Here is a 23,516-nt window from a genome sequence, read left to right as displayed (position 1 = left end):
TTTCCCCATCGGGCAGTGATCGATCGAGGGTGTCGCCGTGAAAAGTCGGCACCCTCGACCGCAGTGCGCACCGGAGGCCTTCCAGGAGCGGTGCTCATCACCGGCTGACGAATTGCACCACGACTTCGGAGAACGCGTCGTTGTCGTCGCCGGCGGCGGTGTGTCCGGCCTCGGAGAGCTCGACGAACTCCGCCCGAGGCACCTTCTCCAGGAAATCCTTGACCCCCGCGGTGCTGACCACGTCGGAAAGTTTCCCGCGGATCAACAGGATCGGGATGGTCAAGCTCATCACCGCCTGCTCGAGCTTCTCCTCGCGGACGAACCGGTCGTCGATCGGCGCGGTGAGAAACGCCGGATCCCAATGCCAGAACCAGCGACCGTCGCGCAACCGCAGGTTCTTTTTCAAACCGTCGGGGTTGCGCGGACGCTTGCGGTACGGCAGATACGCGGCGACTGCGTCGGCCGCCTCGTCGAGCGTCTCGAAACCGTCTATGCCGCTGGACATGAACTCGCGGATGCGGGCGCTGCCGTCCTTCTCGTACCGCGGCACCACGTCGACGAGCACGAGCTTGGTGACCTTCTCCGGTCCCGCGGCCGCGGCGGCCAACATGCCGGTCATCCCGCCCATGCTCGCGCCGATCAGGGCGACCGGACGTCCGATCTGCTCGATGACCGCCAGCGTGTCCGCACTCAGGGCGTCGACGGTGTAGTTGGCGTTGGGCGCCCGGTCGCTGTCGCCGTGTCCCCGGCTGTCCAGCGCGACCACGTGCAGACCGAGACCGGCCAGGACGTGTCCGGTCTGTTTCCAGGAGTAGCGGTTCTGCCCGCCGCCGTGCAGGAGCAGAACAGAGGGCTGCTCGGTCTGCGCGTTGTGGTTCCACTCGTCGGCCACCAGGGTGATGTCCTCCGACCCGCGGAACTTGACGGTCTGCGGTTCGCTGTCAATCGCGCTCACGACCGTCCTCTCCGGCTCGCCCCGGTGGCTCACGTTACCTACCGGGAATTTCCGTCGATCCCGGTGTCCCCGATGAGAGCGTCAATATACTTTGCGCTCGTGCAGCCGGAGTTTGCCGCGCGTGATCGTGAGCGCATCATCGAGGCTGCTTACGCCTGTTTGTCTGAACCGCACACGGGCCCCGTCCCGGTCGCTGCGATTCTGCAGCGGGCACAAGTCTCGACGCGGGCCTTCTACCGTCACTTCGAATCGAAGGACGAGTTGTTCCTTGCCATGTTGCGCGAGGAGACCGACGCGTTGGCCCGACGGCTCGACCGCGTCCTGGAGAAGAAGTCAGGTGCTCCGGCCGAGCAACTCGAAGCCTGGATCGAGGCGATGTTCGGACTGATCCACGACGACGAGATGCGGATGCACTTCACCGTGATCGACTCCGATGAGGTCCGCGCCGCCAAGGGCTATCGCGAGACGCGCGAGAAGGCCCACGCCGACCGCGAGCGCTCACTGGTCGAGATCTTGCGGCGGGGCCGCGGCGACGGTTCGTTCCCGCTGGCCGACCCGGAGCAGGACGCGGTCGCCATCAACGCGATCATCAGCCGCGTGCTGATCAGCCAGACCTTCGATGACTACGAGGGTCTGCGGCTGGCCAAGGCCCGGCTGCTCGACTTCGCGCTACGCGCTTTGGGCGCCAGGCAGGGCGTTGCCGAACTCGAGGAAGCCGTGCGCGAAAGTTAGCCAGTGGCCCCTGTAGTGGGCTGCTCACCTGTTTGACGTCGACGGTTGCTCAACCGCAAAATCCCGATATACGGTTCTCGGACGTCCGGCCGTGTGTACCCTTGCGCCACAGCCATCACGGGCGCGGGTTGTTGGTGTCAGGGAAGGTCGGCGGGCTATGGCAGTGCAGATGGCAGTGCGAAGCGCGCGGGTGGGAGCCGACTGATGGTCGCTGTCAATGCAATTGCCAAGCCCGTGCGCGCCTTCGGCGGCTTCTACTCCATGGCGCTCGACACCTTCGTGTGGATGTTCCGGCCACCTTTCGCGTGGCGGGAGTTCATCTCTCAGGCGTGGTTCGTCGCGCGCGTGTCGATACTGCCGACACTGATGCTGACCATTCCGTATACGGTGTTGCTGACCTTTACGTTCAACATCTTGCTGGTGGAGTTCGGCGCCGCCGACTTCTCCGGTACGGGTGCGGCGCTGGGGACCGTGCGCCAGATCGGGCCGATCGTGACGGTGCTGGTTGTCGCGGGTGCGGGCGCCACCGCCATGTGCGCCGACCTCGGCGCGCGCACCATCCGCGAAGAGCTCGATGCGCTGCGGGTTATGGGCGTGAATCCCATTCAGGCGCTGGTCGTTCCGCGTGTGTTGGCGGCGACGCTGGTGTCGCTTGCGTTGTCCGCGACCGTCATCCTCGTCGGTCTGGCCGGCGCGTATTTCTTCGTGGTCTACATTCAGAACGTCTCACCGGGTGCGTTCGCCGCGGGTCTGACGTTGCTCATCGGGACCACCGACGTCATCATCGCGTTGCTCAAGGCCGCGCTGTTCGGTTTGTCCGCAGGCATGATCGCTTGCTACAAGGGCATTTCCGTGGGCGGAGGGCCGGCGGGTGTCGGCAACGCCGTCAACGAGACCGTGGTCTTCACGTTCATGGCGCTGTTCGCGATCAACATCGTCGCGACCGCGGTCGCGGTGAAGGTGACGATGTGACTGTTTCGAGGCCGCATTCCCAGTTCCCGTGGCTGAAGGCCCGGTTCAAAAGCGTCGCCGATCCGTGGAACCGCGTCGGCATGCAAGCCAAGTTCTTCGGCCGCACTCTGACCTCGATCCGCTACACCGTCGTCCACTACCAGGTCGAGCTGATCCGGATCATCGCCCAGATGGGCCTTGGCGCGGGCGCACTCATCATCATCGGCGGCACGGTGGCGATTGTCGGCTTCCTCACCGTGACCACCGGCGCCCTCGTGGCCGTGCAGGGCTACACCGACTTCTCGGAAATCGGCGTCGAGGCGCTGACCGGTTTCGCCTCGGCGTTCTTCAACGTGCGGCTGATCGCGCCGGCCACCACGGCGGTGGCGTTGTCGGCGACCATCGGCGCGGGCGCCACCGCACAACTGGGCGCCATGCGGATCAACGAGGAGGTCGACGCGCTGGAAGTGATGGGCATCCGCAGCATCGCCTACCTCGCATCGACGCGGGTGGTCGCCGGCTTCCTGGTGGTGATCCCGCTGTACTGCGTCGGCGTGATCGCGGCGTTCTGGGCGGCACGGTTCGGCACCACCGTGATCTACGGTCAGTCGACGGGTGTGTACGACCACTACTTCAGGACGTTCCTCAACCCCACGGACCTGATGTGGTCGTTCGGTCAAACCATCGCGCTGTCAGTGATGATCATGCTGGTGCACACCTATTACGGCTACACCGCGCGGGGTGGGCCCGCGGGCGTCGGTGAGGCCGTCGGGCGGGCCGTGCGCACCTCGCTCATCGTCTCGGCCTTCGTGCTGGTGATGCTCTCGCTCGCTGTCTACGGTCAATCCGGCAACTTCAACCTGGCCGGCTGATATGGACGTCGAAGAGGAAGGCCTGCATCCCGCGTGGTGGACGTTGATCCTCGTGGTGATCGTCGCCGCCGCCATCTGGTTGACGTATGCCCTGTTCGTCGGCGCCTTCCGCAAGACCGAGACCGTCACCCTGACGTCGGACCGTTCGGGTCTGGTGATGGAAACCGACGCCAAGGTGAAGTTGCGCGGCGTGCAGGTCGGGCGGGTCTCCGCAATCCAGGGCGGCAGCCAGCCGGTGGCGTTGAAGCTGGAGATCGACAAGGACAAGCTTCAGTTCATCCCGTCGAATGTCGAGGCGCAGATCCGGGCGACGACGGTGTTCGGCGCCAAATTCGTCGATCTGATCTATCCGAGCGATCCCAGTTCAGCGCGGCTCGCCGCCGGTCAGGTGATCGAGTCGCGTAACGTCACCGTCGAAGCCAACACGGTGTTCCAGAACATCGTCGACGTGCTCGAGCAGGTCGACCCGGCCAAGCTCAACAGCACGTTGTACGCGCTCGCCGAGGGTGTCCGAGGTCAGGGTGAGCTGATCGGCCAGGCCACCACCGACGCGAATCAGGTTCTGCTCGAACTCAATCCACGCAACGAGACCATCACCGAGGATCTGCGCGCGCTGCGGGATTTCAACGACACGTACAGCGCTGCGGCACAAGACATTCTGAGCACCCTCGACGCGCTCAGCACCACAAGCACCACGATCACCGGCCAGGCCGGCCAACTGGATGCGCTGCTGCTCGCCACCATCGGGCTCTCCAACAGCGGAATCAACCTGCTCGCGCCGAACCAGGCGAACCTGATCAAGTCCATCAACGTGCTCGAGCCGACGACCAACCTGCTGTACAAGTACAGCCCGGAGTACACCTGCCTGCTGACCGGCGCGAAGACCCTGCTCGACACCGGCGGGTACGACGCGCCCGGCGGTAACGGCCGGACGCTGGTGCTGGACGTGGCCCTCGGCGTCGGCGACGACCCGTACCGGTACCCCAACCACCTGCCGATCGTCGGCGCCAAGGGCGGGCCGGGCGGCAAACCCAGCTGCGGCTCGCTGCCCGACGTCGCGCAGAACTGGCCGGTGCGCAACCTGGTCACCAACACCGGGTTCGGCACCGGAATCGACTGGCGGCCGAACCCCGGCATCGGCTTCCCCGGGTACGCCAACTACCTGCCGACCACCCGCGCCGTGCCCGAACCGCCGAGCGTGCGGAACCTGTTCGGCGGACCCGCGATAGGTCCGATCCCGTACCCGGGAGCCCCCGCTTACGGTGCCGACCTGTACGCCGACGACGGCACCCCGCTGTGGCCGGGCCTACCGGCCGCCCCGCCGCCGATGGCGCCGCGGGATCCCGGCCCGACACCGGGTTCGGAACCGTTCATCGTCCATTCGCCCGCCCAGGTGCAACCCACGCCCCTACGACCGACACCCCTGCCGACCCCCGCGCGACCGGGGCCCCCGTTCGGATGAACCACGACGCCATGAGAGGTGACACGCCATGTCCAGCATGAACGCCAGGGTTCGACGGGACGCGGTGCGTCTCGCCGTGTTCCTGGCTGTGTGCCTGCTCGGCGTGTTCGGACTGTTCGCGGTCTTCGGCGAGATGCGCTTCGGGGAGGCCACCAACAGCTATGTCGCCGAGTTCACCAATGTCACCGGTCTGGAGAACGGCGATTTCGTGCGCATCGCCGGCGTCGAGGTCGGCAGCGTGGAAAAGGTTGCCATCCAACCCGATACCACTGCGCGGGTGGAGTTCAACGCGGACCAGTCGGTGGTGCTGACCGAGGGCAGCAGGGCCGTCATCCGATACGACGACCTCATCGGGGGCCGCTACCTGGCACTCGAGGAGGGCGTCGGCGGAGTCAAGAAGCTCGAGCCCGGCGGCACGATCCCCTTCGCCCGCACATCTCCCGCGCTCGACCTCGACGCGCTGATCGGCGGCTTCCGACCACTGTTCCGTGCGCTGGACCCAGACCAGGTCAACGCGCTGTCGAGTCAGCTCATCCAGGCGCTGCAGGGTCAGGGCGCGACCATCAACTCGTTCCTGTCCCAGACCGCGGCGCTGACAACGACTTTGGCGGATCGCGACCGGCTGATCGGCGACGTGATCGTCAACCTCAATGTGGTGCTGGGATCCCTCGGCGACCAGAACGACCAGTTCGCCAAGGCGGTCGACGCGCTCAGCGAACTGGTCGGGACACTGGCTGAACGCAGATCCGACATCAGCAACGGGCTGGCGTACACCAATGAAGCGGCCGGAACCGTCGCGGACCTTTTGGACCAGGCTCGTCCACCGTTCACCAAGGCGATCCAGGAAACGGACCGCGCCGCGGGGATCGTGGCGGCCGACCACGAGTACTTCGACAACCTGCTGAACACTCTGCCGGACGCCCATCAAGCGCTCGCACGGCAAGGGCTCTACGGCGACTTCTTCAACTTCTATCTCTGCGACATCGTGCTCAAACTCAACGGCAAGGGCGGCCAGCCGGTGTATGTGAAAGTCGCCGGGCAGTCCACCGGGAGGTGTGCGCCGAGATGAGGTCCTTCTCGGAACGGAATCAGACCGTCATCGGGGCCGTCGGGCTGGCGCTGACGGTCGGCATTGTGCTGGGATCGCTGAACTACGATCGGCTGCCGTTCTTGCAGGGCAGTGAGTACTCGGCCTACTTCGCCGAGGTCGGCGGGCTGCAAGCCGGTAAGGCCGTGCGTGTTTCGGGGTTCGAGGTCGGCAGGGTCAAGTCCATCGAGTTGGACGGACCGCGCGCGCTGGTGACGTTCACCGTCGACAGTGACATCCGGTTGGGCGATCGCACCGAGGCGGCGATCAAGACCGAGGGCCTGCTGGGCACGAAGATCCTCGAGGTCACCTCCCGCGGCGACGGCCGCCAGGAGGGCACAATCCCCCTCGATCGCACGACGTCGCCCTATGAGCTGCCGGATGCGCTCGGCGAATTGGCCACGGCGATCAGCGGTTTGAACACCGACCAGTTGTCGGACTCGCTGCGGGTGTTGTCGGAGACCTTCTCCGACACCCCGCCCGAGCTCCGTGTCGCGATCGAGGGTGTGGCCCGGTTCTCCGACACGCTGAACGAACGCGACGCGCAGCTGCGCGGGCTGCTCGGCAACGCCGACAAGGCCACCAAGGTGCTGGCCGAACGCAGCAACCAGATCGTGAGCCTGGTCAACAACACCAACGCGCTGCTGGCCGAGCTGGAAAACCAGAGCGCCGCACTGGATCAGGTGTCGGGCAACATTTCGGCGCTCAGCGGTCAGTTGCAGGGTTTCATCGGCGAAAACCGTGAGACCCTGCGACCTGCCCTGGACAAGCTCAACGGCGTGCTGACGATCATCGACAATCGCAAGGAACGCCTGCAGAAGTCGCTCGCGTTGCTGACCGACTATGTGATGTCGCTGGGTGAATCGGTGTCTGGCGGTCCGTTCTTCAAGAACTACGTCGCCAACCTGCTGCCGGGTCAGTTCCTGCAGCCGTTCATCGATGCCGCGTTCTCCGATCTCGGCCTGGACCCGAACGTGAAGCTGCCGTCGGAGCTGAGCGACCCGCAGGTCGGTCAGCCGGGAACGCCGGCGCTGCCGGTGCCGTTCCCCCGTACGGGTCAAGGCGGTGAACCACGGCTGACGGTCCCCGACGCCATCACCGGCAATCCCGGCGATCAGGCGTGCGGACCGCCCGGGCTGCCGTTGCCGGGTCCCGGCTGCTATCCCTACCGCGAGCCGTTGCCGGCGCCGCCGCCCGGCGGGCCGCCTCCGGGACCGCCCGCTGAGGCACCGCCGGCTCTGCAGTCGACCGCGGACCCGACGCCGTCTCCGGTCGCGGTGCCCGCTCCGGGCGGGCAGGCTCACCTCTCACCCGCGGAGGCCGGACGATGACGCGCGGCGCACGCAACATGCTGGCCATTGCGTTGGTCGTGATACTCGCCGCGGGCGCGATCGTGTTGTTGCGCAACACCGGAGCGATCAACCGCACACACGTCGTCGCCTACTTCGACAACGCCAACGGCATCTATCCCGGTGACGACGTCAACATCGTCGGCGTTCCCGTGGGCAAAATCGAGTCCATCGAACCGCAGCCCGACCGGGTCAAGATCTCGTTCTGGTACGACAGCAAGCACAAGGTGCCGGCAGACGCCAAGGCCGCGATCCTGTCACCGACGTTGGTCACCGCGCGCGCGATCCAACTGACCCCGCCCTACACCGGCGGGCCGGTGATGGGTGACGATGCGGTGATCCCGCAGTCGCGCACCGCCGTCCCGGTTGAGTGGGACGAGGTCCGCCAACAATTGCAGAAGCTCGCCGAGACGCTGCAGCCGACCGAACCGGGCGACGTGAGCCCCTTGGGGTCGGTCATCAACACCACTGCCGAGAACCTACGCGGCGAGGGCGCCAACATCCGCGACACCGTCATCAAGCTGTCGCAGGCCGTGACGGCCCTGGGCGATCACAGCACCGACATCTTCTCCACGGTCAAGAATTTGGCGATCCTGGTCTCGGCGCTGCAGGACAGCACCGACGTGATGCGTCAGCTCAACCAGAACCTCGCGTCCGTGACCGGACTGCTCGCCAACGATCCCAACGAAGTCGCCGACGCGCTGCGCGACCTCAACAACGTCGTCGGGGAAGTCCAGACGTTCGTCGCCGACAACCGCGAAGCGCTGGGCACCACGTCGGACAAGTTGGCCGGGGTGACCCAGGCGTTGACCGACAGCCTCGCCGAGGTCAAGCAGTTCCTGCACGTGGCGCCCAACACGTTGCAGAACTACGTCAACATCTGGCAGCCCGCTCAGGGTGCGGTGAGCAGCTTGCCGATGCTCAACAACTTCGCCAACCCGATTTCGTTCCTGTGCGGCGGAATTCAGGCCGCATCCCGGCTCAACGCCGAGCAGTCGGCCAAGCTGTGCGTGCAGTACATGGCGCCGATCCTGAAGAACCGCCAGTACAACTTCCTGCCCATCATGCAGAACGTCTTCTCCGGTGCCACGACGCGGCCCAATGAGCTGACCTACAGCGAGGACTGGTTGCGGCCCGACTACATTCCGCCGCAACCTGTTCCGCCCGCAGCGCCGCCGCCGTCGGCGCAGGCGGCGCCACCCGCGCCGGCCGCCGGCCCGCCGTTGGCGGCTGAGGCGCCGGTCTCGACGAATCCGGCCGACGGTCTGCACGGGATGATGGTGCCCCAGGGCGTCGGGCCATGATGCGGCGCAACCTCATTCGCAGAGCGGCGGTGGTGGCCGTGTCGGCCGCGGTGCTGTCGGGCTGTTCGGACTGGCAGGGGCTGAACTCGCTTCCGTTGCCAGGCGTCGAGGGCACCGGTCCGGGTGCGTTCACGATCCAGGCGCAGATGCCCGACGTCGACAACATCGAGCCCAATTCCCGCGTCCGGGTGGCCGATGTGAACGTCGGCACCGTGCGCAAGATCGAGCGCCAGGGTTGGCATGCGCTGGTGACGATGGAACTCAACGGTGACGTCGAACTGCCCGCGAACGCGACGGCCAAACTCGGGTTGACAAGCCTGTTGGGGTCCTTGCACATCGAGTTGGCCCCGCCGACCGACGCGCCGCCGTCGGGCAAGCTCAAAGAAGGTTCGCTGATTCCGCTGGAGTCGTCGAGCGCCTACCCGAGTACCGAGCAGGCGCTGGCCGCAGTGGCGCTGCTGCTCAACGGCGGTGGGATCGGCAATATCTACGACATCACCGAGGCGTTGAGCGTCGCGTTCACCGGCCGGGAAAGCGACTTGCGCAGCCTCATCGAGCAATTGGATATCGCGATCGGCCATCTCGATGACCAGAAGCAGGACATCATCGAGGCCACCGAGAGCCTGAACAACCTGATGGGTCAGATCGCCGAGCAGAAGCCGGTGGTGGACAAGGCGTTACGGACCATTCCCGATGCCCTGGCCGTGCTGAGGGATCAGCGGCAGAACCTGGCCGAGGTGCTGACTCAGCTGGGCCGGTTCAGCGCGCTGGCCGCCGACTCGGTCAATCAGACCAAAGACGCTCTGGTGCAAGAGCTCAAGGACCTGGGCGTGGTGCTGGAGGAGTTGGCCGACGCCGGTCCCGCGTTGACCCGCGCGCTGAGCTTCTTGCCGACTTTCCCGTTCCCGAAGGAGACGTTGCTCAATTGGATGCGCGGGGACTACGCGAACCTGACGCTGGTCGTCGACCTGACGTTGAGCAGAATCGATTCGAGCTTCTTCACCGGAACACGGTTCGAGTGCAACCTGACCTGGTTGGAGCTGCAGTGGGGACGCACCATCGGCCAGTTCCCCAGCCCGTGCAACCACCACGTGCCGCCACCGGGCGGCAACCCGTTGGTCGCTCCGTATCGCTGGGATCAGGGGCCGTAGCATGCGAATGACCCGACAGATCCTCATTCAGATGGCCATCTTCTCCGTCATCGCGACACTCGCGTTGGGCATCATGGTGTTTGGGTACATGCGGCTGCCGACCCTCCTGGGCGTCGGCCAGTACCGCGTCACCCTCGAGTTGCCGGAGACGGGCGGGTTGTATCCGCGGGGCAACGTCACCTATCGCGGCGTGCAGGTCGGCGAGGTGAAAAGCGTGGATCTCACGGACAGGGGAGTCGAGGCGGTTTTGTCGCTGGACTCCGACGTCAGGATCCCCGCCGACCTCGAAGCCGAGGTGCACAGCGTGTCCGCCGTCGGCGAGCAGTTCGTCCAGTTGCTCCCGCGCAGTGGCGACGGCCCGGAGTTGAGGGACGGCGATGTGATCCCGTTGGACCGCACCACGGTTCCGACGGACATCAACACGGTCCTCGACGACACGGCCAGGGGCCTGCAGGCGATTCCGCAGGAGAACTTGAGGACCGTCGTCGACGAGGCCTATACCGCGGTGGGCGGGCTCGGGCCCGAGCTGCGTCGGCTGGTCCAGGGGAGTGCCACGCTGGCCATCGACGCCCGCGAGAACCTCGACCCGCTGCTCACGCTGATCGACCAGTCCAAGCCGATACTCGACACCCAGACCGACACTGCCGGCTCCATTCAGGCGTGGGCGGCGAACCTGGCGAGCATCAGCGGTCAACTGCAGAGCCAGGATCCGGCGGTGTCGGGAATCCTGGCCAAGGGGCCGGGGGCCGCCGACGAGGTACGCGCCCTGTTCGAACGGTTGCAACCGACGCTGCCGATCGTGCTGGCCAATCTGGTCAGCATCGGAGAGGTCGCGCTCGCCTACCAGCCGAGCCTCGAGCAGCTGCTGGTGTTGTTGCCGCAGGGCACCGCCGTCACCCAGGCCGTGGGTGTGCACAAGCGAAATACCAAGCAGGACTACATGGGCGATTCGCTGATCTTCAACCTCAACGCGATCCTGCCCGCATTGCCCGCGCCGCTGCCGCTGCCGCCGCAGAACCTGCCGCCGCCGTGTACGACGGGGTTCCTGCCCGCGCAGCAGCAGCGCGTCCCGGTCTTCGAGGACTACCCCGACCGGCCGGTGGGCGATCTGTACTGCCGGACGCCGCAGGACGCGCCGTTCAACGTCCGCGGCGCCCGCAACCTGCCGTGTGTCACCGTGCCGGGCAAGCGGGCTCCGACGTGGCAGATGTGCGAGAGCGACGAGCAGTACGTGCCGCTCAACGACGGCTACAACTGGAAGGGCGATCCGAACGCGACCCTGTCCGGGCAACCGATCCCGCATGTGCCCCCGGATGTGCCCGTCGCCATCACGCCGCCTCCTCCGGGTACGCCGCCGTTGCCCGTCGCGGCTGCCGAATACGACCCCGCGTCCGGCGAATACGTCGGACCGGACGGCAAGGTGTACACCCAGTCCAACCTGGCGAACGGTGCGGCCGGCGAGCGGCCGTGGCAGTCGATGCTCGTCCCGCCGGGGAGCTGACGCTGATCGTTGCAGTGTCTGAGCCGGCACGGACGTGGTGCCGTTTCGTGGGCAGGCTCCGACGCTATGGTGTCGGACACGTAAGTTGTAGCCGACCTGTCTACCCGACCCCGACTTGGCCCTTGGGCCGCAGAGGAACCTAGATGGCAGACGAGACCACTCCCGGCAAGGACGCCGCGGCCGAAGGTCCCGAGTCCACGACAGCGGCCGAGACGGCACCGGCTGCTTCGACGACAGATACCCCCGAGACGACGGGGGATGCCGGTGACGTCGAGGATTACGACGCCGCCGACGGCGAAGCCGAACCCACCCCGCCCAAGGCGCCGATGTCGCACGTTCGGCTGGCGACGATCGTCGGGCTCGTGGTCGTGGTGGCTCTCGCGGCGCTGACCGGGTGGCTCGGGTACCGGGCGTACGAGTCGCGGCAGGCCGAGGATCTGCGCAACCTCTTTCTGCAGGTCGGGCGGCAGGGCGCGCTGAACCTCACGACGATCAGCCACGAGCACGCCGAGCAGGATGTGCAACGTGTCCTGGACTCGTCGACCGGGACGTTCTACGACGACTTCCAGGCCCGCGCGCAACCGTTCATCGAGGTCGTCAAGCAGGCGCAGTCGAAGTCGGAGGGCACGATTTCGGAGGCGGGAATCGAGTCGTTGAACGGCGACGAGGCCAAGGTGCTGGTGGCCGTCACCGTCAACACGACGAACGCGGGGGCACCTGAGCAGGCGCCGCGGTCCTGGCGGATGAGGATCTCGGTGCAGAAAACCGGCGAGGACGAGGCCAAGATCTCGAATGTGGAGTTCGTACCGTGAGCAATAGACATCGACTTCCGCGGCGCAAACGAGACGACGCCACCGACGAGTCCGCCGAGAAGGGTACGACGCCGGCATCCGAGGCGGTCGAGTTGACGGAATCGACGGCCGAGACGACGACGGCCGCCGAGACGACCGAATCGGCCGAGGGCACCGCATCCGCCACGACCTCGGAAGCAGCCGCGACGACCGAGTCGGCGGAGGCCTCGGAGCCCGCCGCAACAACCGAATCAGCGGCGGCCTCGGAGTCCGTCGAGACCACCGAGTCCACCGGCGGGCGAGGCATCAACTGGGCCCGCGTCTTCGCCTTCGGTGTGCTGCCCGCCCTCGCCCTGCTGCTGGCGGGTGCAGCGGGCTACCTGAAGTGGGTCGACAACTCCGTGCGCAACGCGGACGCGGCGCGCGCCGAGTCGGTCCAGGTCGCCAAGGACAGCACCGTGGCGATGCTGTCGTACAAGCCGGACACCGTCGAACAGCAGCTCAACGACGCACGCTCCCTGTTGACCGGCGAATTCGAGGAGTCCTACACCGGGCTCATCAACGACGTGGTGATCCCCGGCGCGCAGCAGAAGCAGATTTCTGCGGTGGCTTCGGTGCCGGCGGCCGCATCCGTGTCGGCCGGCCCCGACGAGGCCGTGGTGTTGGTGTTCGTCAACCAGACCGTGGTCATGGGCCAGGACGCTCCGACCGATACCGCCTCGAGTGTGCGGGTGACGCTGGAGAAGATCGACGGTCGCTGGCTCATCTCGAAGTTCGACCCGGTGTAGGGCGTAGTGGCCGACCCCGAACTCATCGATGTCGATGCGCCGGGCGTGCGGCTGCGCGCGCTCAGTTGGGGCACTGTCGGTGCGCCGATCGTGTTGTGCCTGCACGGTTTTCCCGATACTGCGCATGGGTGGCGCAACATCGCACCGCGACTGGCCGATGCGGGGTGGCGGGTGGTGGCGCCGTTCATGCGAGGCTATGCCCCGTCGTCGACGGCGTCCGACGGCAGCTACCACGTCGGCGCGCTGATGGACGATGCGCTGAGGGTGCTCGATGCGGCCGGACCGACGGGGCGCGACGTGCTCATCGGGCATGACTGGGGAGCGATCGCCGGTGCCGGCCTCGCCGCAATGCCGGACAGTCCCTTCTCGAAAGCTGTCATCATGTCGGTGCCGCTTGCCGCCGCGTTCCGACCGCTCGGCCGGACACCGGACGCGGGGCGGCTCGCCGCGCAGTTGCCCCGCCAGTTGCTCCGCAGCTGGTACATCATGTACTTCCAATTGCCCGGGCTCCCTGAGCGATCCGCGTCGTGGGTGGTGCCCCGCTTGTGGCGCCAGTGGTCGCCGGGTTACGACGCCACCCGGGACGTCGCCCACGTCCTCGACGCGATCGGCGCGCCCGAGAATTGGCGCGCCGCTCTCGGCTACTACCGGGCCACCGTGCGCAACAGCAAGCCACCCGCGCAGTACGCCGAACTGCACCGGCACTGGCTGTCGGCGCCGCAGCTGCCGACGCTGTACTTGCACGGCACCGACGATGGTTGCGCCTCAGCCGATTACGCTCGATGGGTGCAGCGGGTTCTGCCCGAGGGTAGTGAGGTCGCCACCGTCGAGCGGGCCGGTCACTTCCTGCAGCTGGAACAGCCCGAGGCCGTCGCGAGCCACATCGTCGACTTCATAGGCGCGATGCGCGCTTAGCCTGGAGGACATGGGGCGACGACTGGCTGCGGTGGATGCGCAGACATACTGGATGTCGGCGAAGATCCCCAGCGATCAGTTTCTGCTCTACGGTTTCGCGGGGGCCGTGGACCTCGACGCAGCGGTGGCGCGACTCGGTGCCAGGGCTCGGGGCAGCACCGAGTTGCGCCTGCGGGTGCGTGACGGCAACCCGCTGACGTATCCACAGTGGGTGACCGCGGACGTCTCGCCGAACCAGTTCGTGATGCACGCCGCGGGGAACAGTTGGGCGCAGTGTCTGGCCGTCGTGGCGGGGTTGCTGAGTTCGGACCAACTGGATCCGCGGATCATGGCGTGGCGGATCCACATCTTCCCGGCTGTCGAGAACGTTCCGGGAGCGGGACTCGGCACGGTTGCGGTGGTGCAGGTGGCGCACGCGCTCGGGGACGGGGTGCGGTCATCGGCGTTGGCGGCGTGGTTGTTCGGGCGACGAGCGTTCGTACCGAATGTTTCGGCGCCAGAGCCGTTTCCGGGGTTGAGGTTGCCATGGCGCGGCTATGCGGCTGCGCGGGCCCACCGCAGGCTCGTGCGCGATACGTCGGCCGGATCGGTTCCGCCGCCGGCGGATCCGCGTCCGGCGTTGTGCAGTAATGCGCGACCGGAAGGCTTGCGCAGTATTCGGACGGTGGTGATGCGGCGCGCAGAGATGCCCGGGGTGACGGTGACGGTCGGTGCGCTGGCCGCGATATCCGAGGCGTTGGCCGGGCACCTGCGCGAGTTCGGTGACGACCCGTCGCTGCTGGGCGCCGAGGTACCTATGGCGAAAGCGGGAGATCGGCTCGCCCACAACCATTTCGGCAATGTAGGTGTCGGCCTGTACCCGGATCTGGCGTTCGATGCGCGAACCTTGCGCATCGCCGAGGACCTCAAGCAACGCCGACGCAGGGCCGCCCATACGGCGATGGCTGCGGCCAGCCGAGCGTCCGCCGCGGTGCCTGCGTGGTTACTGCGTTATGGGGTAGGGAAATTCGACCCGACACTGCGCTCTCCGACCGTCACGGGGAACACCGTCGTCTCCAGCGTGAACCGCGGGCCCGCCGACCTGCGTTTCGGGAATTCGCCCGTCGTCCTCACCGCCGGATTTCCAGGGCTGTCCCCGATGATGGGCGTGACGCACGGCGTGCACGGCATAGGAGACACCATCGCCGTCAGCGTGCATGCGGCCGAGTCGGCGATCGGCGACATCGACTCTTACATCGAGAGATTGGCAGCGGCGTTGGATCGATGAGGTGTCGGTCGGGGAAGCCAGGCGGTATATCGGCGCGAGTCAGCCCTTCGGCACCCACGCGGCCGGCATCTGATCATTCCTTACCGGCCGTTCGGCCGCGCCGCGGCCAGAATCACGCGACCATTACCAGTAGGGCCCGCACCGCGGAGAGGTGAAGCGACTAGGAAACACCTCGAGATCGCATCAGCGAGGAGGCACGTGATGCCTGGGACATCAATTTCATCGGCGTCGGCCGGCCGTCGATTCCCGGACGAGTTCTTCTGGGGCACGGCGACGGCGGCCTTCCAGATCGAAGGCGCTTGGGACGAAGACGGCAAGGGCCCGTCTATCTGGGACACCTTCGGCCACGCCGGCAAGATCAGGGACGGCTCCACCGGCGACGTGGCCGTCGATCACTATCACCGGTACAAGGAAGACGTCCAGCTGATGAAGGCGATCGGGGCGACGGCATACCGGTTCTCCATCTCGTGGCCCCGCATCTTTCCTGACGGGGTTGGTCGGCCGAATTCGAAGGGTTTGGACTTCTATCGTCGTCTCGTTGACGAACTGCTCGCCAATGGAATCGAGCCATTCGCGACGCTTTACCACTGGGACTTGCCACAGGCGCTGCAGGACAAGGGCGGATGGCAGTCGCGCGACACGGCTGAGGCGTTCGGCGATTACGCCGGCTACGTCGCGGCGCAGCTCAGCGACCGGGTGCGGCATTTCTTCACCATCAACGAGTTCTCCAGCTTCGTGGAGCTGGGACACGGCAGGGGCATGCTCGCTCCGGGCTTGCAGCTGCCGCCGGGTCAGGTCAACCAAATTCGTCATCACGCCGTGCTTGGCCACGGCCTGGCCGTTCGGTCCATTCGCGCTCAGGCCCGCCCGGCGACCAAGGTCGGGCCCGCGGAGCAGATCATCGGCACCGCTCCCATCATTGAGACGGCAGAGAACATCCGGGCCGCAGCGGCCGCATTGCGGGAGCTCAACGCGGGCTACATGACCGTGATGATGGAAGGCTGTTACACCGACGCGTTCCTGGCGCAACACGGCGCGGACGCGCCGAAGTTCACCTCCGAGGACCTGCAGATCATCAGTAGCCCGGTCGATTTCGTCGGCACCAACATCTATATGGTCCATGCCTTCGTCCAGGCATCCGACTCGGAGCCCGGGTACGAAGTGGTCGCAGGAAGCTTCATGGTGCCTCCCCCGGCGCGGTCGTATCAGCCGATGCATGCCCGCGCCCAGTACCCGAACTCAGAGGTCGCGTTGATGCTCAGCCCCGAATCGATGTACTGGGGGACGCGCCTCCTGGTCGACGTATGGAACGCCAAGGAAATCTTCATCACCGAGAACGGCATGCCGACGACCGCTGAGGAGGACGCCGAGGGATTCGACACGGGCCGCGTCGTATGGCTCCGGGCTTTTCTCACCGAACTGCAGCGGGCAACGGCCGACGGTGTGCCGGTTCGCGGCTACTTTCACTGGAGCCTGCTCGACAACCTCGAGTGGGGCGCGGGCATGCAACCAAGGTTCGGGCTCTATCGGGTCGACCTTGCGACTCAGAGGCGATCACCCAAGCTCAGCGCGAATTGGTTCCGAGAGGTGGCGCGACACAATGCGGTCGTGTGAATCGCCTCGTGCTGCGTTGGCGCAATCACCACAGCTGCGCTTCTTCGGACAGCCGGCGAATCCGGTTGGGCGAGGGGGCTGGGCAGCGGCTTAACACATGGCCTAGATTTTGTTGCATGACTGCTTACGACGTCGGCGTGCTGATTCTGCGGGTGGTCCTGGGTCTGACCATGGCCGCCCACGGCTACAACAAGTTCTTCGGGCCCGGAGGCCTCAAGGGCACCGCCGGGTGGTTCGACAGCATGGGGATGAAGCCTGGCAAGTTCCACGCCCGGGTCGCCGCGACGACCGAGATGGCGGCCGGCATCGGTCTCGCGGTCGGCCTGCTGACCCCGATACCGGCCGCGGGCTTCGTGGCGCTCATGCTGGTCGCGGCGTGGACCGTGCACCGGGCCAACGGCTTCTTCATCGTCAAGGAAGGCTGGGAGTACAACCTCGTGCTCGCCGCCGCAGCCGTCGGCATCGCCACGATCGGCGCGGGCAAGCTCAGCCTTGACCATCTGCTGTTCAGTTCGACGAGCTTCTACGACCTGCTGCACGGCTGGTGGGGTCTGGTCATCTCGCTCGGTCTGGGCCTTCTCGGCGGCATCGGTCAGCTGGCGATCTTCTACCGGCCGCCTGCCAAGACCGACGCCTGACGAGAGCCCACGCAGTTCGCGAACTGCACACCAGGGTCGTGAAACCTCGGCGATCGCGACCCTGTTGTAGTTTTCGCGAAGCGGACGTGAGGATCTGGAGCCGTATAGCTAGAACACGTTCTAGTCTGTGTTGCCATGGGGTTCTTGAAGCAGGACGCGCCCGTCGTCGACTACGAGGAGTGGAGTAAGGGCAGTCGGGCCGAGAAGATCGTGCCGATGGCCCGACACTGGGCCGAGGTGGGATTCGGGACGCCGGTGGTTCTGCACCTGTTCTACGTCGTCAAGATCCTGCTCTACATCCTCGGCGCATGGCTGGTGGTGCTCACCACCACGGGCATCGACGGGTTCACCAACGTCGCCTCCTGGTACAACGAGCCGATCGTGTTCGAAAAGGTCGTGTTGTACACGATGCTGTTCGAGGTCGTCGGCCTCGGCTGCGGTTTCGGCCCGCTGAACAACCGGTTCTTTCCGCCGATGGGTTCGATCCTGTACTGGTTGCGACCCAACACGATTCGGCTGCCACCGTGGCCGACCCGCATCCCGCTGACCAGAGGCGACACCCGCACACCGTTCGATGCGCTGCTCTACGGCGCGCTCCTGGTGTTGCTCGTCGTGGCGCTGTTCTCCGACGGCACCGGACCGATACCCGAACTGGGGACGACGGTCGGCGTGCTGCCGGTGTGGCAGATCGCCGCCATCCTCGGCGTCCTCGCCGTGCTCGGTCTGCGCGACAAGGTGATCTTCCTGGCCGCCCGCGGCGAGGTGTACGCCTCGCTTGCGGTCTGCTTCCTGTTCGCGGGGCCCGACATCATCATCGCGGCCAAACTGGTGTGCCTGACGATCTGGCTCGGCGCCGCGACGTCGAAACTCAACAAGCACTTCCCGTTCGTCATCTCCACGATGATGAGCAACAACCCGGTGTTCCGGCCCAAATGGATCAAACGCAAGTTCTTCGAACGCTTTCCAGATGACCTGCGGCCCGGGCGGGCGTCACGGTGGCTGGCGCACTTCAGCACCGCCATCGAGGGTTTGGTCCCGCTGGTGCTGTTCTTCTCCCCCGGGGGTTGGCCGACCTACATCGCCGCGTTCGTGATGCTGGTGTTCCACTTCGGCATCCTGTCCTCGATCCCGATGGGTGTGCCGCTGGAGTGGAACGTCTTCATGATGTTCTCGGTCCTGGCGTTGTTCGTGGGACATCCCGGGGTCGGCCTTGGTGATCTGCAGAGCCCGTGGCCGATCCTGTTGTTCGCGATCGTCGCGGGCACCGTGGTGATGGGAAACCTGTTCCCGCGCAAGGTGTCCTTCCTGCCGGGCATGCGCTACTACGCGGGCAACTGGGACACCGGGTTGTGGTGTGTGAAACCGTCAGGGTCGGCGAAGATCGAGGAGAACGTCGTCTCGATCGCGAGCATGCCGCAGGCGCAGATGGAGCGCTACTACGGCAGCCCGGAGACCGCCCAGATGTATCTCTATATGGGATACGCCTTCCGCGCGTTCAACACTCACGGTCGCGCCATGTTCACCCTCGCGCACCGCGCGATGGCCGGCCACAACGAGGACGACTATGTGCTGACCGACGGTGAGCGCATCTGCAGCACCGCGATCGGCTGGAACTTCGGCGACGGCCATATGCACAACGAGCAGCTCATCGAGGCCCTGCAGAAACGCTGCAATTTCGAACCGGGTGAGGTGATCGTCGTGCTGATCGACGGGCAACCGATCCACAAGCAGCGCCAGGAATACCGGTTGGTCGACGCGGCGACCGGGGAGTTCGAGCGGGGCTACATCCGCGTCGCCGACATGGTGACACGCCAACCGTGGGACGACACGGTCCCGGTCCACGTCACATGGCAGAAGGACAGCGCCGACGCTCCCTAGCCCATGACGTCGCGGACCTTGACATCCTCGAGTCCCTGCAGGAGCAGATCGCGAGCGGTGTCGAGATGCTTGCGCCAATGCGCTTCGGCGGCCGCGCCGTCGCCGGATCTCAACAGCTGCATCAACTTCCGGTAGGAACGCATCAACTTGTCGAAGTCGGAGCGGGAGATCGGTCGACGCTCCTTGAACAGGAACGTGTTGTGGCGCACTGTGATCTCGTGCAACATGCCGGCGATGATGGACAGCGTCGCATTGCCCGACAACTCGACGACGCGTCTGTGGAAGTCGCCCGTCGTCTCGGCGAGGGTGTCGTTCTGCCAGCCGGAGGGCACGTGCTCTTCGAGCAGGCCGTCGAGCTCGTCGAACGCCTCAGCCGAACCGGATTGGGCGAGCAGTCGCGCCGCCATCGGCTCGATCCCGGCGCGCGCGGTCATCAGGTCGGCGATCGTCGCGCCCGACAACTCCAGCAAGAGGCCGGCGGGACGGGCCACGATCTCGGGGCCGGGCACGCGAACGCGCGCGCCGGTGCGCGAACCACGCCGCACCTCGACGAGGCGCTCGGACTCCAGGACGCGGACCGCCTCCCGCAAGGTCGGTCGGCTCACCCCGAAGTGGGCCATCAGCTCGGCTTCGTTGGGGAGGAAGTCGCCGTCCTTGAGTTGGCCGTCGACCACCATGCGACGCAGCGTGCCGGCGACCAGTTCGGCGGTCTTCGGTGACCGCACCGTCGTCCCGGCGCCGACGCCGTCCGGGCCGATCATCGGCGCCAGCGGTGTACTTCGAGCCACTCCCACTCCCACGTTGCGGCTGACCCAGCGGCCAGCTGTACAACTCAGTAAACCATGTGCGGGGTCACGTCGGGCAAAGCGATGAGCGGAGCCACCCCTGCGGGTCGGGCCTCGGACGGACGAGAACCCTATCCCGAAGGACCTGGCAGGGCGAGCCTCCGCTACCTTCGCGGCACCCGGGAAATCGGCGGGCATTCCGTCATCAGATCACACCCACCAACCAGTAGGTTGACCTAGTAAACCTTGTTCGTTTACGTTCGGGGGTGGACCCGCGCGTATGCGGGTGAATCCTCGGACTTCGAAGGAGAAGTGTCATGGCTGAAGCCGTCATCGTTGAGGCAGTACGGTCGCCCGTCGGCAAGCGCAACGGAGGTCTTTCCGGTGTGCATCCGGCTGAGTTGTCCGCGCAGGTTCTCAACGGTCTGGTGCAGCGCGCCGGCGTCGATCCCGCGCTCGTTGACGACGTCATCTGGGGCTGCGTCATGCAGGCCGGTGAGCAGGCCCTCGACATCGGTCGCACGGCCCTGCTGACGGCCGGCTGGCCGGAGACCGTCCCCGGCGTCACCGTCGACCGCCAGTGCGGTTCGAGCCAGCAGTCGGTGCACTTCGCCGCCGCCGGCGTGGTGGCCGGCCACTACGACGTCGTCGTCGCCGGCGGTGTCGAGTCGATGTCGCGCACCCCGATGGGCGCCTCGCTGGCCAACGGCGGCAACCCGTACTCGGCGAACTTCAAGAACCGCTACAAGCAGACTCCGAACCAGGGCATCGGCGCCGAGATGATCGCCGAGCAGTGGGGCTTCAGCCGCACCGATCTCGACCAGTTCTCGCTCGACTCGCACGAAAAGGCCGCTGCCGCACAGGATGCGGGTGCGTTCGACGATCAGATCGTCGGCATCAAGGACGACGAGGGCAATACCGTTCTCAAGGACGAGGGCATCCGTCGCGGCACCACGCTGGAGAAGATGGGCCAGCTCAAGCCCGCCTTCCGCGAGGACGGCGTGATCCACGCCGGCAACTCGTCGCAGATCTCCGACGGTTCGGCGGCGCTGCTGTTCATGTCGGCGGAGAAGGCCAAGGAACTGGGCCTCAAACCGCTGGCCCGCGTGCACACCGCGGTGCTGGCCGGTGCCGATCCGGTGATCATGCTGACCGCGCCGATCCCGGCAACCCAGAAGGCGCTCAAGCGTTCCGGCCTGTCCGTCGACGACATCGGGGCCTTCGAGGTCAATGAGGCGTTCGCGCCGGTTCCGATGGCGTGGCTCAAGGACATCGGCGCAGACGAGAAGAAGCTGAACCCGAACGGCGGTGCGATCGCGCTGGGCCACCCGCTCGGCGGCTCGGGTGCGCGCATCATGACGACGCTGCTGTACCACATGCGCGACAACGGGATCAAGTACGGTCTGCAGACCATGTGTGAGGGCGGCGGCCAGGCCAACGCCACCATCCTCGAGCTGCTCTGAGTTGCTTGTGTCCGACTCCTCAGCGATCGTCGTCGGACGAGCCATGACGACTCCCGCGGCGCTGACCGAGCGCCGCGGGAACGTCCTGCTCATCACGATCAACCGGCCCGAGGCGCGTAACGCCGTCAACAGCGCGGTCAGCACCGCGGTCGGCGATGCGCTGCAGCAGGCACAGGACGACCCCGAGGTGCGCGCGGTGGTGATCACCGGCGCCGGTGAATCCTTTTGCGCCGGTGCCGATCTCAAGGCCATCGCGCGACGGGAGAGCCTGTTTCACCCGGACCACGCCGAGTGGGGCTTCGCCGGGTACGTGCGCCACTACATCGACAAGCCGACGATCGCCGCGGTCAACGGCACCGCATTGGGCGGAGGAACCGAACTCGCACTCGCCAGTGATCTGGTGATCGCCGAGGAGCGCGCGAAATTCGGTCTGCCCGAAGTGAAGCGGGGCCTGATCGCCGCCGCGGGCGGGGTGTTCCGCATCGTCGACCACCTGCCGCGCAAGGTCGCGATGGAGCTGCTGTTCACCGGCGAGCCGATGTCGTCGGCCGACGCCCTGAAGTGGGGTCTGATCAACCAGGTCGTACCCGACGGCACCGCGGTCGATGCCGCGCTCGCACTCGCCGAACGCATCACCTGCAATGCGCCGCTTGCGGTGTGGGCGAGCAAGCGGGTGGCGATGGGCGTCGACGACGGCGTCATCGCCGGTGACGAAGGTGGATGGTCGAGGACCATGCGTGAGATCTCGACGGTGCTCCGCTCAGAGGACGCCAAGGAAGGACCGCTGGCATTCGCCGAGAAGCGCCAGCCTGTTTGGAAGGCCAAGTAAGCAAAGTGAAAAGAACCATCTACGACGCCGAACACGAGGCGTTCCGGGAGACCGTCCGGGAGTACATCGAGCGCGAACTCGTACCCAACCAGGAGAAGTGGGAGACCGAGCGCATCGTCGACCGGTCTGCGTTCACGGCGGCGGGCAAGTACGGGCTGATCGGGTTCAACATGCCCGAGGAGTACGGCGGCGGCGGCTCCGATGACTTCCGGTTCAACGCGATCATCGACGAGGAGATCGCCAAATCCGGCGTACACGGACCGGCACTGAGCCTGCACAACGACGTCGTCGGCCCGTACTTCAAGGAGTTGGCCAACGACGAGCAGAAGAAGCGCTGGCTGCCGGGCATCACCAGCGGCGAGCTGATCATCGCGATCGCGATGACCGAGCCGGGTGCCGGTAGCGATCTGGCCGGCATCCGCACCTCCGCGGTGCGCGACGGTGACGACTGGATCATCAACGGCTCCAAGACATTCATCTCGTCGGGCATCAACTGCGACCTGTGTGTGGTCGTCGCGCGCACCGACCCGGAGGCCGGCCACAAGGGCTTCTCGTTGTTCGTGGTGGAGCGCGACATGGAGGGCTTCACGCGGGGCCGCAAGCTCGACAAGATGGGGCTGCACTCGCAGGACACCTCCGAGCTGCACTTCGAAAACGTGCGGGTGCCGAACGCGAACCTGCTCGGCAAGGAGGGTCGCGGCTTCTACCACCTGATGACCAACCTGCCCTCGGAGCGGTTGGGCATCGCGATCTCGGCCATCGCCGGGGCCCGCGGAGTCTTCGACGAGACGCTGCAATATGCCAAGGACCGCAAGGCCTTCGGCCAGCCGATCGGCAGCTTCCAGCACAACCGCTTCCTGCTCGCCGAGATGGAGACCGAGCTCGAGGTCACCGAGAACTACATCGACCGCTGCCTGCAGGGTGTGGTCGACGGTGAGCTGACCGCGGTCGAGGCGGCCAAGGCCAAGTGGTGGGCCACCGAGGTGGCCAAGAAGGTCGTCGACCAGTGCGTGCAGCTGCACGGCGGATACGGCTACATGATGGAGTACCGCGTCGCACGCGCCTACGTCGACGGGCGCATCCAGACGATCTTCGGTGGCACCACCGAGATCATGAAGGAGATCATCGGCCGCGACCTCGGCGTATAGCCGGCTCGCCGGCGTGGCGTCTAGCCGGGTCTCGCC

At 66.2% G+C, this 23,516-nt stretch carries 21 protein-coding genes; 19 read left to right on the top strand and 2 right to left on the bottom strand.

Features of this window, described 5'->3' with window-relative positions; translation table 11 throughout:
• Positions 1–97 precede the first annotated feature (97 nt).
• On the bottom strand, positions 98–955 hold the full coding sequence (locus AU072_RS00530; protein WP_064412296.1) for an alpha/beta fold hydrolase: 858 nt from the start codon (positions 953–955) through the stop codon (positions 98–100).
• 99 nt (positions 956–1,054) lie between these two features.
• Between AU072_RS00530 and AU072_RS00525 the strand changes: the two genes are divergently transcribed.
• The 16 genes from AU072_RS00525 to AU072_RS00450 all read left to right on the top strand — a co-directional run bounded on the left by AU072_RS00525 (position 1,055) and on the right by AU072_RS00450 (position 19,255).
• Positions 1,055–1,687, top strand: coding sequence for a TetR/AcrR family transcriptional regulator (locus tag AU072_RS00525; protein ID WP_235629807.1), 633 nt, complete (start codon positions 1,055–1,057; stop codon positions 1,685–1,687).
• A gap of 204 nt (positions 1,688–1,891) precedes the next feature.
• Positions 1,892–2,659, top strand: a complete 768-nt coding sequence (locus tag AU072_RS00520) for an MlaE family ABC transporter permease (RefSeq protein ID WP_064406628.1) — start codon at positions 1,892–1,894, stop codon at positions 2,657–2,659.
• Positions 2,656–3,510 (top strand): ABC transporter permease, encoded by an 855-nt coding sequence (locus tag AU072_RS00515; RefSeq protein WP_064397607.1) that lies wholly within the window; start codon positions 2,656–2,658, stop codon positions 3,508–3,510. The genes AU072_RS00520 and AU072_RS00515 overlap by 4 nt, the downstream gene beginning before the upstream one ends.
• Before the next feature lies 1 nt (position 3,511).
• Positions 3,512–4,972: an MCE family protein gene (locus AU072_RS00510; RefSeq protein WP_064411922.1), complete on the top strand. Its 1,461-nt coding sequence runs from the start codon at positions 3,512–3,514 to the stop codon at positions 4,970–4,972.
• Between the two features lie 37 nt (positions 4,973–5,009).
• The gene (locus tag AU072_RS00505; RefSeq protein ID WP_064412294.1) at positions 5,010–6,041 is read left to right on the top strand and encodes a virulence factor Mce family protein; all 1,032 of its coding nucleotides are present in this window, start codon (positions 5,010–5,012) and stop codon (positions 6,039–6,041) included.
• Positions 6,038–7,390: an MCE family protein gene (locus tag AU072_RS00500; RefSeq protein WP_064412293.1), complete on the top strand. Its 1,353-nt coding sequence runs from the start codon at positions 6,038–6,040 to the stop codon at positions 7,388–7,390. The genes AU072_RS00505 and AU072_RS00500 overlap by 4 nt, the downstream gene beginning before the upstream one ends.
• On the top strand, positions 7,387–8,712 hold the full coding sequence (locus tag AU072_RS00495) for a virulence factor Mce family protein (protein ID WP_064411921.1): 1,326 nt from the start codon (positions 7,387–7,389) through the stop codon (positions 8,710–8,712). Before AU072_RS00500 ends, AU072_RS00495 begins: the two co-directional genes overlap by 4 nt.
• Complete coding sequence (locus AU072_RS00490) at positions 8,709–9,863, top strand: MCE family protein (RefSeq protein WP_064411920.1); 1,155 nt, start codon at positions 8,709–8,711, stop codon at positions 9,861–9,863. The genes AU072_RS00495 and AU072_RS00490 overlap by 4 nt, the downstream gene beginning before the upstream one ends.
• A gap of 1 nt (position 9,864) precedes the next feature.
• Complete coding sequence (locus AU072_RS00485; protein WP_064411919.1) at positions 9,865–11,364, top strand: MCE family protein; 1,500 nt, start codon at positions 9,865–9,867, stop codon at positions 11,362–11,364.
• A gap of 143 nt (positions 11,365–11,507) precedes the next feature.
• On the top strand, positions 11,508–12,176 hold the full coding sequence (locus tag AU072_RS00480) for an Rv1363c family protein (RefSeq protein WP_064411918.1): 669 nt from the start codon (positions 11,508–11,510) through the stop codon (positions 12,174–12,176).
• Positions 12,177–12,268: 92 nt separating this feature from the next.
• Complete coding sequence (locus tag AU072_RS00475; RefSeq protein WP_174523708.1) at positions 12,269–12,943, top strand: Rv1363c family protein; 675 nt, start codon at positions 12,269–12,271, stop codon at positions 12,941–12,943.
• Positions 12,944–12,949: 6 nt separating this feature from the next.
• Entirely contained in the window at positions 12,950–13,858 is a 909-nt protein-coding gene (locus AU072_RS00470; RefSeq protein ID WP_064411916.1) for an alpha/beta fold hydrolase, read from the top strand.
• Between the two features lie 10 nt (positions 13,859–13,868).
• A complete protein-coding gene (locus AU072_RS00465; protein ID WP_064411915.1) occupies positions 13,869–15,125 on the top strand; it encodes a WS/DGAT/MGAT family O-acyltransferase in 1,257 nt (418 codons plus the stop codon).
• 201 nt (positions 15,126–15,326) lie between these two features.
• Positions 15,327–16,739: a GH1 family beta-glucosidase gene (locus AU072_RS00460; protein ID WP_064411914.1), complete on the top strand. Its 1,413-nt coding sequence runs from the start codon at positions 15,327–15,329 to the stop codon at positions 16,737–16,739.
• Between the two features lie 116 nt (positions 16,740–16,855).
• Entirely contained in the window at positions 16,856–17,377 is a 522-nt protein-coding gene (locus AU072_RS00455) for a DoxX family protein (RefSeq protein ID WP_064411913.1), read from the top strand.
• Between the two features lie 135 nt (positions 17,378–17,512).
• The gene (locus AU072_RS00450; RefSeq protein WP_064411912.1) at positions 17,513–19,255 is read left to right on the top strand and encodes a DUF3556 domain-containing protein; all 1,743 of its coding nucleotides are present in this window, start codon (positions 17,513–17,515) and stop codon (positions 19,253–19,255) included.
• Here AU072_RS00450 and AU072_RS00445 read toward each other — a convergent pair.
• Positions 19,252–20,043: a FadR/GntR family transcriptional regulator gene (locus AU072_RS00445; RefSeq protein ID WP_064412292.1), complete on the bottom strand. Its 792-nt coding sequence runs from the start codon at positions 20,041–20,043 to the stop codon at positions 19,252–19,254. The two genes, AU072_RS00450 and AU072_RS00445, sit on opposite strands and share 4 nt — an antisense overlap.
• A gap of 314 nt (positions 20,044–20,357) precedes the next feature.
• Here AU072_RS00445 and AU072_RS00440 point away from each other — a divergent pair, with 314 nt between their 5' ends.
• Genes AU072_RS00440 through AU072_RS00430 form a run of 3 tightly spaced genes read left to right on the top strand, consistent with a single transcriptional unit; the run spans position 20,358 to position 23,480 of the window.
• Entirely contained in the window at positions 20,358–21,503 is a 1,146-nt protein-coding gene (locus AU072_RS00440; protein ID WP_064346688.1) for a thiolase family protein, read from the top strand.
• Between the two features lie 43 nt (positions 21,504–21,546).
• Entirely contained in the window at positions 21,547–22,332 is a 786-nt protein-coding gene (locus AU072_RS00435; protein ID WP_064411911.1) for a crotonase/enoyl-CoA hydratase family protein, read from the top strand.
• A gap of 5 nt (positions 22,333–22,337) precedes the next feature.
• Positions 22,338–23,480 (top strand): acyl-CoA dehydrogenase family protein, encoded by a 1,143-nt coding sequence (locus tag AU072_RS00430; RefSeq protein ID WP_064411910.1) that lies wholly within the window; start codon positions 22,338–22,340, stop codon positions 23,478–23,480.
• Positions 23,481–23,516: the final 36 nt, after the last annotated feature.

The sequence above is a fragment of the Mycolicibacterium novocastrense genome (assembly GCF_001499835.1).
Classification (GTDB): domain Bacteria; phylum Actinomycetota; class Actinomycetes; order Mycobacteriales; family Mycobacteriaceae; genus Mycobacterium; species Mycobacterium novocastrense.
Note: the sequence above shows the minus strand (reverse complement) of the source record. Positions and strands in the feature narration are given on the sequence as shown.